Origin of the sequence: Paenibacillus sp. FSL P2-0173, from assembly GCF_038008045.1 — a bacterium.
GTDB classification, from domain to species: domain Bacteria; phylum Bacillota; class Bacilli; order Paenibacillales; family Paenibacillaceae; genus Paenibacillus; species Paenibacillus polymyxa_B.
The window spans coordinates 2123641-2140669 of record NZ_JBBOYK010000001.1 but is presented as its reverse complement, the minus strand read 5'-3'; the positions used below and the strand labels follow the sequence as shown (position 1 = coordinate 2140669).

At 47.1% G+C, this 17029-nt stretch carries 17 protein-coding genes and 1 riboswitch; of the genes, 13 read left to right on the top strand and 4 right to left on the bottom strand.

Annotated features, from left to right (window positions below; translation table 11 throughout):
- The first annotated feature begins 22 nt into the window (after window positions 1-22).
- The 3 genes from MKX30_RS09500 (at window position 23) to MKX30_RS09490 (ending at window position 3076) form a co-directional block, all read left to right on the top strand.
- Window positions 23-772, top strand: coding sequence for a Cof-type HAD-IIB family hydrolase (locus tag MKX30_RS09500; protein WP_023990191.1), 750 nt, complete (start codon window positions 23-25; stop codon window positions 770-772).
- Between the two features lie 51 nt (window positions 773-823).
- Window positions 824-1303, top strand: a complete 480-nt coding sequence (locus MKX30_RS09495) for a DUF456 domain-containing protein (RefSeq protein WP_023990190.1) — start codon at window positions 824-826, stop codon at window positions 1301-1303.
- Between the two features lie 138 nt (window positions 1304-1441).
- Window positions 1442-3076, top strand: a complete 1635-nt coding sequence (locus tag MKX30_RS09490; protein ID WP_341062754.1) for a putative polysaccharide biosynthesis protein — start codon at window positions 1442-1444, stop codon at window positions 3074-3076.
- 17 nt (window positions 3077-3093) lie between these two features.
- Here MKX30_RS09490 and MKX30_RS09485 read toward each other — a convergent pair whose 3' ends face one another.
- Window positions 3094-4383, bottom strand: coding sequence for a DUF2515 family protein (locus MKX30_RS09485; protein WP_071558293.1), 1290 nt, complete (start codon window positions 4381-4383; stop codon window positions 3094-3096).
- A gap of 237 nt (window positions 4384-4620) precedes the next feature.
- Here MKX30_RS09485 and MKX30_RS09480 point away from each other — a divergent pair, with 237 nt between their 5' ends.
- The 8 genes from MKX30_RS09480 (at window position 4621) to MKX30_RS09445 (ending at window position 12658) form a co-directional block, all read left to right on the top strand.
- Entirely contained in the window at window positions 4621-4965 is a 345-nt protein-coding gene (locus tag MKX30_RS09480) for a thioredoxin family protein (RefSeq protein WP_028541427.1), read from the top strand.
- Between the two features lie 173 nt (window positions 4966-5138).
- Window positions 5139-6071, top strand: a complete 933-nt coding sequence (locus MKX30_RS09475; protein ID WP_023990186.1) for a COX15/CtaA family protein — start codon at window positions 5139-5141, stop codon at window positions 6069-6071.
- Between the two features lie 129 nt (window positions 6072-6200).
- Entirely contained in the window at window positions 6201-7967 is a 1767-nt protein-coding gene (locus MKX30_RS09470) for a UbiD family decarboxylase (RefSeq protein ID WP_025723591.1), read from the top strand.
- Between the two features lie 51 nt (window positions 7968-8018).
- The gene (locus MKX30_RS09465; protein ID WP_025723590.1) at window positions 8019-8744 is read left to right on the top strand and encodes a Cthe_2314 family HEPN domain-containing protein; all 726 of its coding nucleotides are present in this window, start codon (window positions 8019-8021) and stop codon (window positions 8742-8744) included.
- 125 nt (window positions 8745-8869) lie between these two features.
- A riboswitch (SAM riboswitch) is annotated at window positions 8870-9009 on the top strand.
- A 136-nt stretch (window positions 9010-9145) separates the two neighbouring features.
- The gene (locus MKX30_RS09460; protein ID WP_053326058.1) at window positions 9146-10168 is read left to right on the top strand and encodes a methionine ABC transporter ATP-binding protein; all 1023 of its coding nucleotides are present in this window, start codon (window positions 9146-9148) and stop codon (window positions 10166-10168) included.
- A complete protein-coding gene (locus MKX30_RS09455) occupies window positions 10165-10833 on the top strand; it encodes a methionine ABC transporter permease (protein WP_023990182.1) in 669 nt (222 codons plus the stop codon). The genes MKX30_RS09460 and MKX30_RS09455 overlap by 4 nt, the downstream gene beginning before the upstream one ends.
- A 74-nt stretch (window positions 10834-10907) precedes the next feature.
- The gene (locus tag MKX30_RS09450) at window positions 10908-11750 is read left to right on the top strand and encodes a MetQ/NlpA family ABC transporter substrate-binding protein (protein ID WP_023990181.1); all 843 of its coding nucleotides are present in this window, start codon (window positions 10908-10910) and stop codon (window positions 11748-11750) included.
- 143 nt (window positions 11751-11893) lie between these two features.
- A complete protein-coding gene (locus tag MKX30_RS09445) occupies window positions 11894-12658 on the top strand; it encodes an SDR family oxidoreductase (RefSeq protein WP_023990180.1) in 765 nt (254 codons plus the stop codon).
- Window positions 12659-12750: 92 nt separating this feature from the next.
- On the opposite strand, the gene MKX30_RS09440 is transcribed toward MKX30_RS09445, so the two are convergent.
- Window positions 12751-12996, bottom strand: coding sequence for a NifU family protein (locus MKX30_RS09440; RefSeq protein WP_013311836.1), 246 nt, complete (start codon window positions 12994-12996; stop codon window positions 12751-12753).
- An 87-nt stretch (window positions 12997-13083) separates the two neighbouring features.
- On the opposite strand from MKX30_RS09440, the gene MKX30_RS09435 reads away from it, so the two are divergent.
- Window positions 13084-13341 (top strand): YuzB family protein, encoded by a 258-nt coding sequence (locus MKX30_RS09435; RefSeq protein ID WP_023990179.1) that lies wholly within the window; start codon window positions 13084-13086, stop codon window positions 13339-13341.
- A 118-nt stretch (window positions 13342-13459) separates the two neighbouring features.
- On the opposite strand, the gene MKX30_RS09430 is transcribed toward MKX30_RS09435, so the two are convergent.
- Both MKX30_RS09430 and mqnE read right to left on the bottom strand, forming a co-directional pair.
- Window positions 13460-14527 (bottom strand): NAD(P)/FAD-dependent oxidoreductase, encoded by a 1068-nt coding sequence (locus MKX30_RS09430; protein ID WP_069080299.1) that lies wholly within the window; start codon window positions 14525-14527, stop codon window positions 13460-13462.
- A 204-nt stretch (window positions 14528-14731) separates the two neighbouring features.
- Complete coding sequence (gene mqnE, locus MKX30_RS09425; protein WP_023990177.1) at window positions 14732-15838, bottom strand: aminofutalosine synthase MqnE; 1107 nt, start codon at window positions 15836-15838, stop codon at window positions 14732-14734.
- A 372-nt stretch (window positions 15839-16210) separates the two neighbouring features.
- Between mqnE and MKX30_RS09420 the strand changes: the two genes are divergently transcribed.
- Window positions 16211-16570 carry a HesB/IscA family protein gene (locus MKX30_RS09420; RefSeq protein WP_013311832.1) on the top strand — a complete coding sequence of 120 codons (360 nt, stop codon included), beginning with the start codon at window positions 16211-16213 and terminating at the stop codon, window positions 16568-16570.
- The last annotated feature ends 459 nt before the right edge of the window (window positions 16571-17029 follow it).

The following is a 17029-nucleotide window of genomic DNA, read 5'->3' as shown; positions in this document are numbered from 1 at the left end:
ACATACAGGAGGAAGAGAGACTATGGGAGAAAACCAATATAAATACAAACTGCTTGCGCTCGACATGGATGGAACTTTACTGAATGATAATCATGAAATTTCCTTGGAAACGATTAACTGGATTAACAAGGCGATTCAGGAAGGGATTCATGTATGCTTGTCCACCGGACGTGCAGCGATGCATGCTCTGCCTTACGGTCAGCAACTCGGCCTGGAGACGCCAATGGTAACCGTAAACGGCAGTGAGGTGTGGAAATCACCCCACGAGTTGTGGCGCCGTTATTTACTTGATAAGGAGCTCGTTCGTAAGATGCACCAAATTGCTGTAGAAACAGGCTCTTGGTTCTGGGCTTACTCAACGGAGGAATTATATAATAGGGATCGTTGGCCGGATACATTGGACACACAGGAGTGGCTCAAATTCGGTTATAATACGGAAAATGACGAAATTCGCCACCAAATTTTACTTAAGCTTCAGGATATGGGTGGACTTGAAATTTCCAATTCTTCGATGACAAATCTGGAAATTAACCCAGCTGGTATATCCAAAGCCAGTGGAATCGCTGAAGTGTGCGATCTGCTTGGCATTACTCTGGAGCAGGTGGTTGCCGTTGGCGACAGTCTGAATGACCTGGCTGTGATTCAAGCGGTTGGACTGGGCGTAGCAATGGGGAATGCTCAGGATACGGTTAAAGAAGCCGCTGATTTGGTCGTGGCTTCGAATAATGACGACGGCATTGTAGAAGTGATCCGTGATTATGTGCTTGTGTAATAAAATGAATAATGCAGCAGGCCGGATGAATGGACGAGAAGGAGGAGGCCCATGGACGTTGTAGGCTGGATTGTTGTTATTGTGCTGTTCATTGTGGGCATGGCCGGGGCGGTATATCCCGTATTGCCGGGGGCGCTCGCCATCTATTTTGCATTTTTTGTATACGGCTGGTTTTTCTCGTTTGCTCCATACAATGCATTGTTTTGGATTATACAAACACTAATCGTCGTTGCCCTTTTTGTTGCGGATTATGCTGTGAATGCGTGGGGTGTCAAGCGATTTGGCGGCTCGCGTCTGTCGGCGATACTGAGTACCATCGGGATTATTATCGGCCCCTTCGTTATTCCGGCATTTGGCCTGATTTTGGGACCATTTATTGGTGCTGTGCTAGGTGAGCTGATAAGCAAAGCCCCACTGGATCGAGCTATAAAAGTGGGCTTTGGCTCTGTATTAGGCCTTTTTACCAGCACCGTGATGAAAGTGATTTTGCAGCTTGCCATGATTATTGTATTCTTAATTTGGGTGTTATGACCCGAGATTCGTTTTGGTTTATTATGATTTGCAGAGACAGAATCGACATGCGGCTCCGCACCGGTGATGGCTCAGGCCATGACTGTTTGTGCGGGGCTTTTGCATGCGTGTGAACAGCAAGAAAGAAGGGAACGCATTTTGTCCAATAAAGAAACATTCCTTAAAGGTACGCTTATTTTAGCCGCTGCCGCCTTGGTGGCCAGAGTGCTTGGTCTGGTACAGCGTGTTCCATTGGAGCATCTGCTCGGTTCCGTCGGGAACGCCTCGTTTACCATTGCGAACAACGCTTATTTGATGCTGCTCACGGTCGCTACGGCCGGCATTCCAAGCACGTTGAGCAAAATGGTTTCAGAACGTTATGCACTGGATCGGCCTTCGGAAGCGCGACGTGTGTATCATGCGGCTTTGATATTCGCGGCTGCGGCAGGCATTGTCATTACAGCGCTGCTGTATTTTGGAGCGCCTTACTTTGCCGAGCATGTAGCGGGGGTTCCGCAATCCGCTTTGGCCATTCAGGCTTTGGCACCAGCATTACTGCTGTTCCCTGCCATTGCCATGATGCGTGGATACTTCCAAGGGCGCGGTAATATGACCGCAGGCGGTATTTCACAAATTGTGGAGCAGGTTGCACGGGTAGCGACCGCTATTGTACTCGCTTTTATTATTTTGAAGCTAGGTTATGGAGATCGCGAGGTTGCGGCTGGGGCCTCCTTTGGAGGTGTCATGGGAAGTCTTGGCGCTCTAGCGGTCATGTTGTACTACACGGTGAAATTGCGTCGCCAGGATCGACAGGATCGTCAAGATCAATTCCAAGAGGAAAGCTCCGCGCTACCGATGATGCGCATTTACAAAGATATTTTCAAGCTTTCTATTCCCATTGTATTGTCGTCTCTGACGGTTCCGGCGGTCAACTTTATTGATACGTCTATTGTGGTGAGACTATTGTCTGGTCAAGTGGGATTGGATCAGGCGACTACTCAGTTGGGTTATCTAGGCTCTCGGGCACAGAGTGTGGCGGGAATTCCGCCGATTTTGGCCATTGCGCTCAGCCAATCGCTTATTCCGATCATTTCAGCGGCATTTGCCCGTAAGGATGAGCAGCATTTACAAAATCAGATGACGTTGGCTTTGCGTATCTCTATTTTGACTGGAATGCCGATTGTGCTGGCTTTATGTGTAACCGCCTATTCTATTAATGGTTTACTGTTTAGCTCGCTTGGAGGCAGTGGTATCATTGCTGTTCTGACACTCGGAACGATATTCCAGATTACGATGATGACTTCTAATTCGATACTGATCGGTATGGGCAAGCCGCGTATTTCAATGGTTAATGTCATGGTCGGTATCGTCGTCAAGTTTGCAGCGAGCTGGCTGCTGGCTGGTTGGCTTGGAATTTATGGGATCATTGCTGCAACCGGATTATGTTTCCTCGTGATCACATTGCTGAATTTGCGTGTGCTTAAAGGGATTGTCTCCTTTTCCATCATGGGCCGTCGCTGGGCAGGGTTCTTAACCGCAGTCGTCGTCTCGGGAGCTATCGGATACGGTGTAAATGAAGCCTGTATTCTGCTGGTGCATCTGATGCCTGCGCGTGTGGCCTTCTTGATCGCGTGCTGCATTGCCGGGACAGCTGTACTGGTATGCTACTTGTTGTTGCTGGTTGTACTGCGCGTATTGCGAAGGGACGAGCTGGGCAACTATCCGCGTATGTTGCAAAAGGTACTGCGTCCGTTAATGCGTCTACAGCGTGAGTCCACAGGACAACGAGGCTAAAAGAGCCCCCCAGTCTTTCAGTGGAAAGGTTGCAAGCTGTTATGGGCAACGTGGGCCATTGCTGTTTTTTGAATGCCATGACGATGCTCATGGCGCATGGCAAATAACAGCGGTCGCCTTGGTTCGCTGAGATGTCCAAGTGTGGAGCCGTCCTGAAACCAGTCATACCGGGGGATTGGATCATAAGCTGTATCGGACCAGACGGCGTTCAGCTCCGGACTGTACAGACGTTGTCCTGGCGGTAGCCATTCATGTGCTAAAAGCGTTGCACTTTCATCTAGAGAGTGCAGCGCTTTTTGTTCATTCGGTGTGAACAATCCGGGCCAATAGTCGCTGCGTGAACCTGTATGCGGCACACTGTTAGCGAATGCGGATACCTGGTCTAGCACCTGCTGATGGCCAAAGAGCATAGCATAGAGACTTTTGCCAAAGCCGATCCGCTCGTCCAAATGGCCGAAACGCTCCATTACTAGTCCAGCAAGTCCACCGTTCAGTCCAAGTGGAAATATAACCTGATTTAGCTGGAGCCAGTCATGCAAATAAAAGCCCGGCTTGTGTGTCACAAATTTTTGGAAATACGGATCTTTTACCACACGTCCTTCAATATAGTTTTGTTCATTAATGATGAGCGCCACAGTCAACAGAGAGCTATCCCGCCAAGCCCAGAAACGTTCCCAAAAGGGCTTCATGAATGGCGAAACGTGAAAATAAGGCAACAAGTGAAAGCAACTCCGACCCAAATGACGGCTGTGCATGTAAAGTTGCAACTGCGGATAAGCGTCTTGAAAAATAAGGGCGTTACAGCGCTCCAGTAGCCGATACAGCCATTCCTTTTCCTGTTCGCCGAACAGGTTGCCAATCAGTCCCCCTTTCAGATCGGTCATATTATAGCCGCCATTACGAGAAACCAGGTGGGCCAGTAATGCCCAGTGTAACTCCGGGTAGCCACGATAGCATTCAAGGTAAGCGGCAGTGCGGGTAACGTTGCTGCGATTCTCCTGTGCTGTATCGTTCTTGATCCTCTCCAGTAGCTCACAGTCTGTTTCGCATAAGGGCATATTCAGAGAAGAGGGACGCGTAGCGGGTCCGTTCACCAACATTATCGCTTCAGCTTCATTCATAGCGGCCTGTGCCGTATGATAATCCCACGCTAGTTCACGCAAGGGGGAGCGTAATTTGCGGGATTCGGTCCAAGCCGCCCGTTTGCCCTCCCAAGCTTCCTCTGCAACACGGGGAACGGAACCCAGTAACTTTAGCCCTCCTTGAAGCTGTCGAGATGCTGTATGGAGCCATTCGGTAAGAGACATGACTAAATTAACCTCCTTTCCAACTGCAAGCATCCCCGTATCCTGCCAAGTATGTTGGGTATGCTGTTAGGATGTCGACGCTTATGTGGATTCTTAAGTATATCTTTAGTATGCCTCAATGAGAGGGCTTCCAATCGGCATGTGAGTAGAATGGGGGAGTGTGCAAAAGCTTCACTTGGCGTTACAATAGAAAGTGCAATCTTTTCAGCACAAAAAGAATTTAAGGAGGAATCATCCATGCAAAAAATCGTCTCTCATGAAGACTTTAATAAGGCAATATCCACTCCGGGCGTTACGGTGGCTGTGTTTAAGGCGGACTGGTGTAAGGATTGTCATTTCATCGATCCGTTCATGCCTGATGTGGAACAACAATATGCAGATAAGCTTACATTAATTGAGATTGATGTAGAACAGGCCGAAAGCGTCAGTCAAGAGCAAAATGTATTGGGGATTCCTAGCTTTATCGCTTACAGTGAAGGGCGAGAACTGGTACGTCTGGTGAACAGACTGCGCAAATCCCGCGAAGAGATTGAGCAATTTTTGGATCGGGCTGTTGAAGTCCACGCGAGCTTAGCAAAATAACATCAAGACATTCAGAAAGCCGCTTCCTTCTCAGGGGGCGGCTTTCTCACGGACACGTTCACATTTTGTCAACAAAGCTCGTATGTCAAGGAACGATATATCAGTTATAATTACTTTAAGTGATCATTTCACAACATATAAAGTGAATAAATATTATATTTGGAAGGATACGGGTGAATTCTTTGAATAACAAAATCAGAATATTAAAATGGCTGGCACTCGTAACATGTATTGTCATGTTTTTGGCTACCTTCGGTGGAGGTGTCGTGACGCGAACGGATTCTGGTCTCGGCTGTGGCCGGGAATTCCCGCTGTGCAATGGTAAGCTGGTTCCGGCACATACGATCGCATCCCTTATTGAGTTCTCTCATCGCTCCGTCAGTGCCATGGCCGGGATTCTTTCTATCGCCTCATTTGTTGGCTTTTTGCTGTTTATGAAGCATCGGAAGGATTTGCAGCTATTCTCGCTGCTCACGCTCATGTTTGTCATCATACAAGGTGCAATGGGGGCGTTGGCTGTCGTCTTTTCCCAATCGGCTGCAGTCATGGGACTGCATTTTGGCTTTGCGCTTATCGCCTTTGCCAGTGCGACTATGATGACGTTGGGGGCCTGGCAGGAGCATGCAGATTCACGCCACACCCCGCGTCTGATTCCTGGGCCTGTCAGTCGGGGCTTTCGTAACTTTATATGGTTATCGACGATCTATACCTATATTGCTGTCTATTCAGGGGCGTTGCTTAGTCACTCGGTCATCCAGAAGGTTGTAAATATTGGGGGCTTCATATCTCCACTGCTGCTTCATCAGATTTCAGCTGGTCTGCTGTTCGTCATTATCTTGGCTGTTGGTCACTACTCATACCGTTATCACCCGAACCACCGGGATATCCGTATATTGGGTGTCGTATCGGTCTTGTTAATCTTGCTTCAAGTGGTGATTGGAATTATCTTGTTGTACGTCAACAAACCTGAAATCTACATGTTTATCGTGCTGGGACATATGCTGGTGATTGCATCGTTGTTCTCCATCTTGGCTTATCTGAGCTATCGTGTATGGCAATTGTCACCGGACCGCAAGCTTGTTCCGACCCAAGCACAACGTACCTAAGCGTTTCATAGATCATAGTCAAGCGGATTTTTGCCCAAGAGGCGTTTAAACACGTATAATAGCATATAAGAAACAAACCAGGCCCGCGAGTTTCTCGAGGGCTTGATTTGCTTAGGAGGAGTCGTCCAGTTGATCTACCAGAATTTGCGCCAATTTATTGAAGCGCTGCGTAAAGAAAATCATCTTAAAATTATAGAGGCACCTGTCGATCCTTACCTGGAGCTGGCTGAGATTCATCGAAGAGTTATTGAGGAAGAAGGGCCGGCACTTCTGTTCACGAATGTAAAAGGAACCCCGTTTCCTGTAGCCAGTAATCTGTTTGGTACAAATCGCCGTGTGGACATGGCTTTTGGTCCGCGCCCAGAGCAACTGATGGATGCGATTGTAGGAGCGACCAAAACATTGTTTCCACCTACACCCAAAGCATTGTGGAATGAACGTGGCCTGATTAAGGACATGCTAAAAGTAGGGCTAAAAACAGTATCTCATAGCGAGGCCCCTGTATTGGGAGTTCGCCGTACAGAGGCTCCGCTGGCACCACTGCCTAAAGTGACCAGTTGGCATGAGGATGGAGGGCCGTTTATTACGCTTCCACTCGTGTATACTGAGAAGCCAGGTCAGCCCAAGGATCATAATTTGGGGATGTACCGCATTCAGATTTATGATGATCAGACGACGGGCATTCACTGGCAAATTCATAAAGGCGGCGGTTTTCATTATCATGAAGCGGAACTGCGTAATGAGCCATTGCCTACGACGATTATCATCGGTGGCCCGCCTGCCCTGATTGCGTCTGCCATTGCGCCAGCACCGGAAAACTTGCCTGAGCTGTTGCTGGCTTCGCTTATTATGGGAGGCAAGCTGCCCATGACAGAAGACCCGCTTGGGGGTCACCGGATTCCAGCAGAAGCAGAATTTGCAATCAGCGGTTATGTACCGCCTCATGAACGCCGTCCGGAAGGCCCGTTTGGTGATCATTTTGGCTATTATTCATTACAGCATGATTTCCCTGTATTTCATGTCAAACATATGCATCACCGCAAGGATGCCATTTATCCGGCAACCATTGTAGGTAAGCCTCGGCAAGAAGACTACTATCTCGGTGAGTTTTTGCAACGTTTGCTGTCGCCTGCATATCCGCTTGTGATGCCTTCCGTCAAGTCCCTGTGGGCGTATGCGGAAACCGGTGTACATGCGCTAGCAGCGGCAGTGGTACGTGAAAGCTACTCCCGTGAAGCGCTTGTATCCGGTTTTACTATTTTGGGTCAAGGTCAATTGTCGTTGACTAAATTCCTGATGCTGACGGATCGAGTAATTGATTTATCGGACTTTAACCTGCTGCTGGAAACCATTCTGGAGCGATTTAATCCAGCAAGGGATTTATTTATATTCAATCACACGTCACACGATACACTCGATTACACAGGCCGCAAGCTGAATCATGGCAGTAAGGCCATCCTGATGGGGATAGGTGAGCCTGTACGTGAATTGCCTCGTGCTTATGAGGGAGGCGATCTGCCGGGAATTCGTGAAATTGAGCCCTATTGCGGAGGTTGCCTTGTCGTATCGGGTGCGTCCTTTGAGCAGGAGCCTGAGCTGGCGGCACGTGTTTTGGAGCGATTAGCAGCGGGTGAGCAAGAGTGGCCGCTCGTCTTCATTGTAGACGATGCCAAAGAAGTCGTTCGCTCTCAAGCTTCGTTCCTGTGGACGGTATTCACACGCTTTAACCCGGCTACAGATATGTACGCAGACAGCGAAGTGCGTTTGCATCATCTGAACTATAAGCTGCCGATTGTAGTGGATGCGCGTATGAAGCCGGGGTATCCAGATGAGGTGTTACCGCGTGAGGATATTGTTAAGCTTGTAGATCAACGATGGACGAGTTATTTCGCTTGACGCCCTAATTAAACCTACAGCCGGATTTTACATTTATAAGGAGGCGTAAGCATGATACGCAAGCTACTGGGTGAGCCACCACGTGTGAACAAAGGCATCCTGCTAGATGCCATGAATAGCATGTCAGCTATGTTGAACCTGCTGGAGCGGCAAATTCAGGCTGGTGGAGATCCGACCCACGATTTCCGGAAGGCGGATATTTTAACACGCGGTCTAATGTCATCTCTGGATGAACTGGAGCAGAGCCATCATGCTTCCGCCTTTTTCCGTATGAAAGTGAAAGCCGGATATGCTGAAGATATGAGTGAGGATGAAAAATCCGATTATGCATTATATGTTTTCTTTTATAAAGATGGGTTTGTTCGGGTTTTCTCTATTTTGGATAAGCTGGGTAACTGGCTAAATGATCTGTATGATTTAAAAACAGGGCAGTATAAGGCGCATTATTCGTATTTTACCGTGTTGCGGCAGCTCAAGTATCTCAAAATGCATCCTGTATTGACCGATAATTTAAATGATATCAAGGACACTTACAACGATGCCATCAATCGGCTGCGTAAGCGTCGGAATACGGAGATACACTATATGAATACGGAAATGCAGGATGATCTCTGGCAACGACACCGAGCTTTGTATGGAAAAATCCAACTGGAGGACCTCGATCACCATTTGGAAGATTTGCAGCAGGGCTTGGAAATGGTATGTCGGTCGCTGTCAAACGCCTTTACTTATACTGCGAAACAATGGGAGAACCGGGCAGTACGCCCAAAAATATGATAGAAAATATCCTTTGACAAAGCAATGTAAACTATCTATACTGAAACCTAGTTTCAGAAAAATGCTTGAATTATGTTTTTTTATATAAACTTAACGGACAGCTAAAGCTGGAGTTTAACATATTTTTCTTATCCAGAGAGGTGGAGGGACTGGCCCGATGAAGCCCGGCAACCCGTTCTTTCCCGGTGTAATACACTGGGAGGGAACATGATGGTGCTAATTCCTACAAAACCGCTAGAGTTATAGCGATTTTGGCAGATGAGAAAAGGTTCGCAAGGTGGGGCCCTTTTCATTCTGTGAAAGGGGCTCTTTTTTGTATAAATAAATAGCGATTTTATACAATCCTGAGAGATGACAATTGGTTAAAAGGGTAAGGAAGAAGTGAAGGGGGTCGCAGCACGTTGATAGAGCTTAAGCAGTTAACCAAGCATTATGGCAAAGGCAACCGACGCGTTAATGCGCTATCTGGGTTGAATCTTTCTATAAAGCGTGGAGAAATATTCGGAGTGATTGGTCACTCCGGGGCGGGGAAAAGTACATTGATCCGCTGTATTAATTTATTGGAACGCCCTACTTCAGGTGAAGTATGGGTAGACGGGGTAAACCTCGCTACTGTGAGTCAATCCCAGTTACAGAAGCAACGTCGAAAAATCGGAATGATTTTTCAGCATTTTAATTTGTTATCTTCGGCAACGGTGTATGACAATATTGCATTTCCTTTGCGGTTGGTAAACACTCCCAGGGAAAAGCTGGACATGAAAGTTCGTGAGCTGCTGGAACTGGTGGGTCTGGAAGAACACAGTGGAAAGTATCCGTCACAGCTCTCAGGTGGACAGAAACAGCGGGTAGGAATTGCACGGGCGCTGGCTAGTGATCCTCATGTATTGCTGTGTGACGAAGCGACTTCTGCGCTTGATCCGCAAACGACGGGGTCTATCCTGAAATTGCTGTTGGATATTAATCAGCGCTTTAATTTAACCATCGTGCTGATTACACATGAAATGCATGTCATTCAAAGCATTTGTGATCGAGTTGGCGTCATTCATCAGGGCGACATCGTGGAGCAAGGCCCAGTGGCGGAAGTATTTTTGAAGCCACAGCACCAGGTAACCAAGGACTTTATCCAACGGGAGTCAGAACATCCCGAGGAGTTGCAAGCAGCGATTGCGGCAGCAGGTGGCGGTGAGTCGGCGCAGGTGGTACGTATCTCCTTCTTGGGCAGTAAAACATATGATGCGATTCTGTCGCGTACGGCTCGAAGCACTGGTGTTGATTTTGCGATCTTGCAGGGAACCATATCTACGATTAAAAATGTACCCTATGGACAGCTGATCGTTCGTTTTGAAGGAAACCATGAAGATATAGAGCATACGCTGCGCGAAGTGTCTGGGCAAGGACTTGATGTGGAGGTGATCGGACAATGAGCGAACTTGATTTTTCACAAGTGAGTTGGGATGAGCTAGGGAATTCTACTCTGGAAACCCTTCAGATGCTCGGAGCATCCGCATTGTTCACCCTCATTATTGGTTTGCCGCTTGGCATATTATTGTTTCTGGCGAGTCGCTCCTCGTTAACTCTGATGAAGGTGATATACATTGTATTATCATTCATCGTTAACATTTTACGTTCCGTACCATTTATCATTTTGATCGTTGCACTTATTCCTTTTACACGATCGCTGGTAGGTACCTCGACCGGGGTGTTGGGAACCATTCCACCATTGGTTATTGGGGCGGCCCCATTCTTCGCACGTCTTGTCGAAACGTCTCTGCGTGAAGTGGACAAGGGCGTCATTGAAGCCGCACAAGCGATGGGTGCCTCGACAGGACAAATTATCCGGCGTGTGCTGTTACGTGAGGCACTTCCGGGTCTGCTCGCTGCATTAACCATTACCGTCGTTACACTCGTATCCTACACGGCAATGTCCGGGATGATCGGGGGCGGTGGACTGGGTACACTGGCTATCAACTACGGCTATTATCGTTATGAAACGGCTGTCATGATCGTTGCGGTCGTGCTGATGGTCGTATTGGTACAATTGCTGCAAATGGCGGGAGATCGTCTCGTGCGGCATTATACTCGAAAATAGGGAAAACATATAGATATCCTTATTGATCAGGACGTCTGATCCTGAATATTACAAATTATTGGAGGGGTAATAACATGAAGAAATGGGTATTGGCTGTACTAAGCTTGACATTAATTGCGGTGCTGGCGGCTTGCGGTACAAAGAGCACAACATCGGATACAAACAATGCGACCGAAAATACAGGCGGATCACCACGTGAAGTGGAGCTGAAAATTGGAGCTTCTCCTGTGCCGCATGCGGAAATTTTGGAAGCGATCAAGCCTCAGTTGGAAAAAGAAGGGGTTCGTCTCCAAGTCGTTCAGTTTAACGACTATGTACAGCCGAACGTACAATTGTTTGACAAGCAACTGGATGCTAACTTCTTTCAACATGTACCTTACTTGGATGTGATGAACAAAGAGCGCAAAATGGATCTGGTTTCTGTGGGCGCAGTTCATTTGGAGCCATTCGGTATCTACTCCCAAAAATATAAAAAGCTTGATGAAATCCCAGATGGCGCAACTGTAGCCATTCCGAACGATGCGACAAACGGAGGCCGCGCATTGCTGTTGTTGGAGAAACAAGGTCTGATCAAGCTGAAAGACGCAAGCAACATTGAAGCTACGGTAAAAGATATTACTGAAAATAAGAAAAACCTGAAATTCAAGGAGCTTGAGGCGGCTATGCTGCCACGTCAGTTGCCTGAAGTGGATATTGCGTTGATCAACACGAACTACGCTCTGGAAGCGAAGCTGAATCCAACGAAGGATGCACTGGCACTGGAAGATAAAGATTCTCCTTATGCTAACGTTCTGGTAGCACGTCCTGATAATAAAGATTCCGAAGCGATTCAGAAGCTGATCAAAGCTTTGCAATCTCCAGAAACTAAAAAATTCATCGAAGATAAATACCAAGGCGCGATTATTCCAGCATTTTAAGCAGGGAACGAGAACGCATTGCACGCAAACCCCAGATTCTCTTGAACAAGAGGACTGGGGTTTCTTTTTGGATGGAGTTGTAGGGGAAGCTTAAATATTTTATACTTGGGGGTGACCGTTCTCTGTGAACAGGAGGAAAATTGTTGAGAGATAAAGTCGCATTCATAACCGGCAGTGCCAAAGGTTTAGGTAAAACGACCGCTTTGCGTCTGGCGGATGAAGGCTGTAATATTGCGCTAAATTATGTGCATAGCCAAGCAGAAGCCGAAGCGCTTAAGCGGGTGATTGAGTCTAAGGGAGTACGCTGCCTGTCTTTACAAGGGGATATCTCTGTTCAGGAAGATATCACGAGGCTGATTGGTGAAGTACAGGATCGGCTGGGTGGAGTCGATATTATGGTGAACAATGCCGGACCGTTTATCCGGGAACGCCGTCTGTTTGCGGATTACAGTGTGGCTGAGATTCATGCCATGATACAAGGAAATCTGGTCGGTACCATGTTGCTGGATCATTTGGTATTGCCCCACATGCGTAGCCAGCATTGGGGACGTATTATTCATTTTGGCTTTGGTCATGCTGGAGAAGCAAGGGCTTGGCCGCATCGTGCCGTCTACGCAGCCGCCAAGGTGGGGCTGGTGTCTTTTACGAAGTCACTGGCTGTGGAGGAAGCTCCTTATGGCATTACGGTCAATATGATCTGTCCAGGGGACATCCGAGGAGCAAATAAGGAAATGTCAATCGCCGATGTCATCGGCATGCAGGATAAAGAGACACCGCGTGGACGTCCGGGGAGCGGAGAGGACATTGCACGAGTGATCGCCTATTTATGTGAGGAGCATTCGGATTTTATAACAGGCAATATTATGGATGTATCGGGAGGTTTAGATCCCATTCGGCCAACCATATAAGCTTAAGTGATCCTTCAGACGCTGTAATACAAAAAAGAGTCTTGAGCTTCGTTACCGAAGTCAAGACTCTCATGATCATTATGCATCAAGCATTAGAATACTTGTACCACTTCTTGGACGCCGTCGACTTCTTCGAGAAGAGCGCGTTCAATCCCTGCTTTCAGCGTGATTGTGGAACTTGGGCAACTGCCGCAAGCGCCTACCAGCTTCAGCTTAACGATGCCGTCTTCAACGTCAACCAGCTCAACGTCGCCACCATCGCGTTGCAGGAACGGACGGAGCTTATCCAGTACATCTGCTACTTCGTCATACATTTGAACGCTTTGTGTTTCGCTCATTAGAATTCAACTCCTTTCCTATACCTTTATTATTATATTACAAAGCGGGCCAAATTAAAATGCCCGTCATCCAAAGCAGGTGAAAAAATGTTAAGGCCTATTATTGAGTTTTGCACCAGTAATATGCATTGGGGTACCGATGAAATCATGTCCAAGCTGGAGCAGAATCCAGATTATGATGTGATTGAATACGGATGCCTAAGCAATTGTGGTCAGTGCAACGCCGAACCCTATGCGATGGTCAACGGTGAGATTGTATCCGCAGATTCAGCAGAGCTTCTGTACGAAGTGATTATGAACAAAATTAAGGAAGCTGAAGCATGGGATAACCTAGATTTGGATTGAAATAGAATGGTCCGTTTAACCAGCTTCCTTTTGTATAGGAAATATACATCATCATACACTCAACAAACAAAGAAGACCTGCTCTGGGAGCGGGTCTTCTTTGTTTGTTGAGCATGCGGTTAGCCAAAATGGCGTTTGGACTTCCAGAGCACGCCGCTTTTAAGCAGGCGTGGTACTCGTCCGCGCAATGAGGTACTGCCCATAAAGCCATAGCCGAACCCGGCCTTCTTGCCAAGTGCGCCTAATGTACCGCGCAGCTTTAAAGGATGCGGATGAGGCGTTTGACCTTTCCACAGGTCGCGTACAATGTGTGCGATTTGCTCCCCTTGCACTTCTGCCGCCTGAGCGCTTGGAGAGTAGGGAAGGCTCGCACAGTCTCCGACCACATACACCTCAGGATGATCTGGTATTTGATAATACTCGTTGAGCACGATACGACCCTGAGGGTCTTTAGGGACGGCTAAATCCTGCACGATTTTTACCGGCTGAATCCCAGCCGTCCATACCACTGCATCCGTTACAATTTGCTCGTCACGGTTATAAATAGCCCCCGGCTCAATACGGGAAACCGCAACATGATTCAGCGCATTTACCTGATGCTCCTTGAACCAAGCATGTACATAGGCAGACAAACGTTGCGGGAATGCCGACAGCACCCGCTCGCCCCGATCCATAATGGTAATATTCAAATCCGTGCGGCTTTCACGTAACTCCGCAGCAATCTCAACACCGCTAAGACCGCCGCCTACAATATGAACATGTCCATATGGCTTGATTTCGTTCAAGCGCAGATAGGTTTGGCGAGTATGGTTAAATGACTGGATCGTACAGCTGTGTTCCTCAGCCCCTGGTGTATTGTGAAAGCGGTCGGTACAACCCAACGCAATGACAAGCTGGTCATAGGGCAAGGGTTCACCGTCTTGAAAATGGACAATCTTATTCTCCAGATCCATCGAGGTGACCTCTCCATATTTGCGAATAAGACGTTGTTCATCTGGAAAATGCACCCGCAAATCAAAATCAGAAACCGTACCTGCCGCTAGGGAATAGTACTCTGTTTTCAACCCCTGAAAGGGCATTCGATCCACTAAAATAACTTGAACATCGTCGGGAATGTGTTTATCCAGCAATTCTTTGGCAATGGTAAGGCCGCCATAGCCGCCCCCCAGAATAACGAAATTTTTCATCAAAATCCGCCTTCCTTTCGCTACCGTGTCCCCGGCAAATGGTCTGGTGTCTTATCGATCAAACACAAGTTTTTGTTGTTATAAAACCCGAGAATCGGGCCTGCCTTTGTCAGGCAGACCAGCGTATTCCGAGGCAGCATGATGCTGCATGGTGTGAGTAATGGGGATGAAATGCTCGCGGGAAATCTGAATCCGATATTACATTTATTCGAAAACTTCGATTTCGTTATAGAAGGTGTCCCGTTCTACAGGTATGCGTCCTGCACCTTTGACCAGCCAGATTAGCTCTTTACGGGTCAATCCGGCAGGGGTTAACGCACCTGCGGCATGGCTGATCTGCTCACGCACAATCGTGCCATGGACGTCTGATGCGCCAAAGGTGAGAGCGACCTGCGTCAATTGCGGGCCAATATTAATGAAGTAAGCTTTGACATGGTCGATATTGTCCAGCATCAGGCGGCTGATCGCAATGGTTTTGAGATCCTCGTAAGCGGAGTTACGACGCATGATGTTGGCGTTTTTGCTTTTCGGCTGCATGGACAGTGGAATAAATACCATAAATCCGTTCGTTTCGTCCTGCAATTCGCGAATTTGCAGCATATGTTCAATACGATCCTGATACGATTCGACCGAACCGTACAGCATAGTCGTATGAGTTTTCATGCCGAGATTGTGGGCCGTGCGATGTACTTCGAGATAGCGGTCCACGTTGGCTTTCGTAACACGCATCTTCTTCCGATATTCGTCGGACAAGATTTCCGCGCCACCACCAGTCAGGGATTGAAGTCCAGCCTTTTGCAGCTCCTGAAGCACTTCTTTAATACTCAAGCCGCTTATGCGTGTGAAAAAGTCAATTTCCGCTGCAGTGTAAGCTTTCAGTGTAACGTGGGGATACTTTTCATTCAGCGCCTTCAATGAGTCTACATAGTATTGGAAAGGCACATGATTATTATGACCACCGACGATATGAAATTCTCTTACCCCCGGATGGATGTGTTGCTCTACATAATCAATCATTTCCTGCCCGGACAACGTATAAGAGCCGTCCTCCCCCTGATCCTTGCGGAAATTGCAGAACGCGCAGCGCGCTTCGCATACATTGGTGAAGTACAGGCTCATGTTTTCGATAAAATAAACCTTTTTTCCGTTCTTGCGTAAATTAGCTTCGTTAGCCAACTGACCCAGTGTGAGGATATCGTCAGTTTCATACAAATATATACCGTCTTCAAGGTTTAAACGAATACCGTTCTGTACCTTTTCTACAATTTCCGCCATTCTGCGGTCTGTAAAAGGTGTAACTAATGTGGACATGCCTATTCCTCCTTCAAGTTGCTCTGTGCGAGGCTGTCCGCTAAATCAGCGGCACAAGCGCTAGGTGCGCACAGGATGTCCCGTTCCGTCGGTAAGAATCCGGCAGCGCGGATATACGATATGTGAAAAATGTTACAATGCCAGGCTACAATGATGAATGTCTCAAAATATCGCCTTTGAAATGACAAATTTCCGACAGTTTCTTTTACACACTCTTCACCTATTATAAACCTCACACCACCGGTGTTCAATACAAACGAATAGAAAAACAGGTCTTTAAGCCTGTAAGGGAAGGACATTCCATGACTTGAGCACCTGCTAATAGTGGAGTATACTGAAGGAGAACATGAAGTAAAAGAGGAGGATGGAGCTATGATTAACATCACCGATTCCGCTGCTGAGCGTTTGAAAGATATGCTGGAGCAGCAGGAAACGCCGAATATGTTTTTACGTCTGGGTGTTACGCCGGGTGGTTGCACTGGATTCTCGTATGCAATGGGCTTTGACGACAACGAGACGGATCAGGATATATATATGAACGTACAGGATATGAAGATTGTAGTGGAAAAGGAAAGCATCCGCTACCTGGACGGTCTGGAAATCGACTTTGAAGAGTCTGGAATGTCAGGCGGCTTCACGATTCATAACCCGAATGCCGTAGCTACATGCGGCTGTGGTTCAAGCTTCCGTACAGCTACGGATGCTGGGAAACCGAACGAAGAGCCTTGTTAAGATAGATAACGGGGATACAATGAAAATGGGTTGTCTGCAAACCTACACGATGGGGCGTTAACAATTCGAAAATGTAAATCAAGACCTCCAGAACGGTATAGTCACGTACTATATTCGCCCTGGAGGTCTTTTTAATGTGTTTAAGGACAACTTTACTTAAGATCATTATCACTACGTGTGGATTGGACAAATTTACTCAGGGCATTAAAAAAGGCAAATACAATTGTAAAAAGCAAGAGAGCTACGGGTTTAATTTCAATCTCAGAAAAAACACTATATAGAACTAAAAATGCAAAAAAGAGTACTGAGCTATTTACGTTTTGTTTTGTGTAAATAGATTTTATAAAATCCATTGTATCACTCTCCATTTTGATTATAAGAATTCAAACATATAGTATAAGTACCTCAATAACAAAATAGAAGTTAACTTGGTATATATACCATATTGCGATTGATTTT

Bases quoted from the DNA above. Each gene is read 5' to 3' on its own strand.
- MKX30_RS09500 (WP_023990191.1), top strand. From the start codon at position 23: ATGGGAGAAAACCAATATAAATACAAACTGCTTGCGCTCGACATGGAT.
- MKX30_RS09420 (WP_013311832.1), top strand. From the start codon at position 16,211: ATGATTAACATCACCGATTCCGCTGCTGAGCGTTTGAAAGATATGCTG.
- MKX30_RS09485 (WP_071558293.1), bottom strand. From the start codon at position 4,383: ATGTCTCTTACCGAATGGCTCCATACAGCATCTCGACAGCTTCAAGGA.
- MKX30_RS09495 (WP_023990190.1), top strand. From the start codon at position 824: ATGGACGTTGTAGGCTGGATTGTTGTTATTGTGCTGTTCATTGTGGGC.
- MKX30_RS09455 (WP_023990182.1), top strand. From the start codon at position 10,165: ATGAGCGAACTTGATTTTTCACAAGTGAGTTGGGATGAGCTAGGGAAT.
- mqnE (WP_023990177.1), bottom strand. From the start codon at position 15,838: ATGTCCACATTAGTTACACCTTTTACAGACCGCAGAATGGCGGAAATT.
- MKX30_RS09450 (WP_023990181.1), top strand. From the start codon at position 10,908: ATGAAGAAATGGGTATTGGCTGTACTAAGCTTGACATTAATTGCGGTG.
- MKX30_RS09465 (WP_025723590.1), top strand. From the start codon at position 8,019: ATGATACGCAAGCTACTGGGTGAGCCACCACGTGTGAACAAAGGCATC.
- MKX30_RS09480 (WP_028541427.1), top strand. From the start codon at position 4,621: ATGCAAAAAATCGTCTCTCATGAAGACTTTAATAAGGCAATATCCACT.
- MKX30_RS09440 (WP_013311836.1), bottom strand. From the start codon at position 12,996: ATGAGCGAAACACAAAGCGTTCAAATGTATGACGAAGTAGCAGATGTA.
- MKX30_RS09430 (WP_069080299.1), bottom strand. From the start codon at position 14,527: ATGAAAAATTTCGTTATTCTGGGGGGCGGCTATGGCGGCCTTACCATT.
- MKX30_RS09435 (WP_023990179.1), top strand. From the start codon at position 13,084: ATGTTAAGGCCTATTATTGAGTTTTGCACCAGTAATATGCATTGGGGT.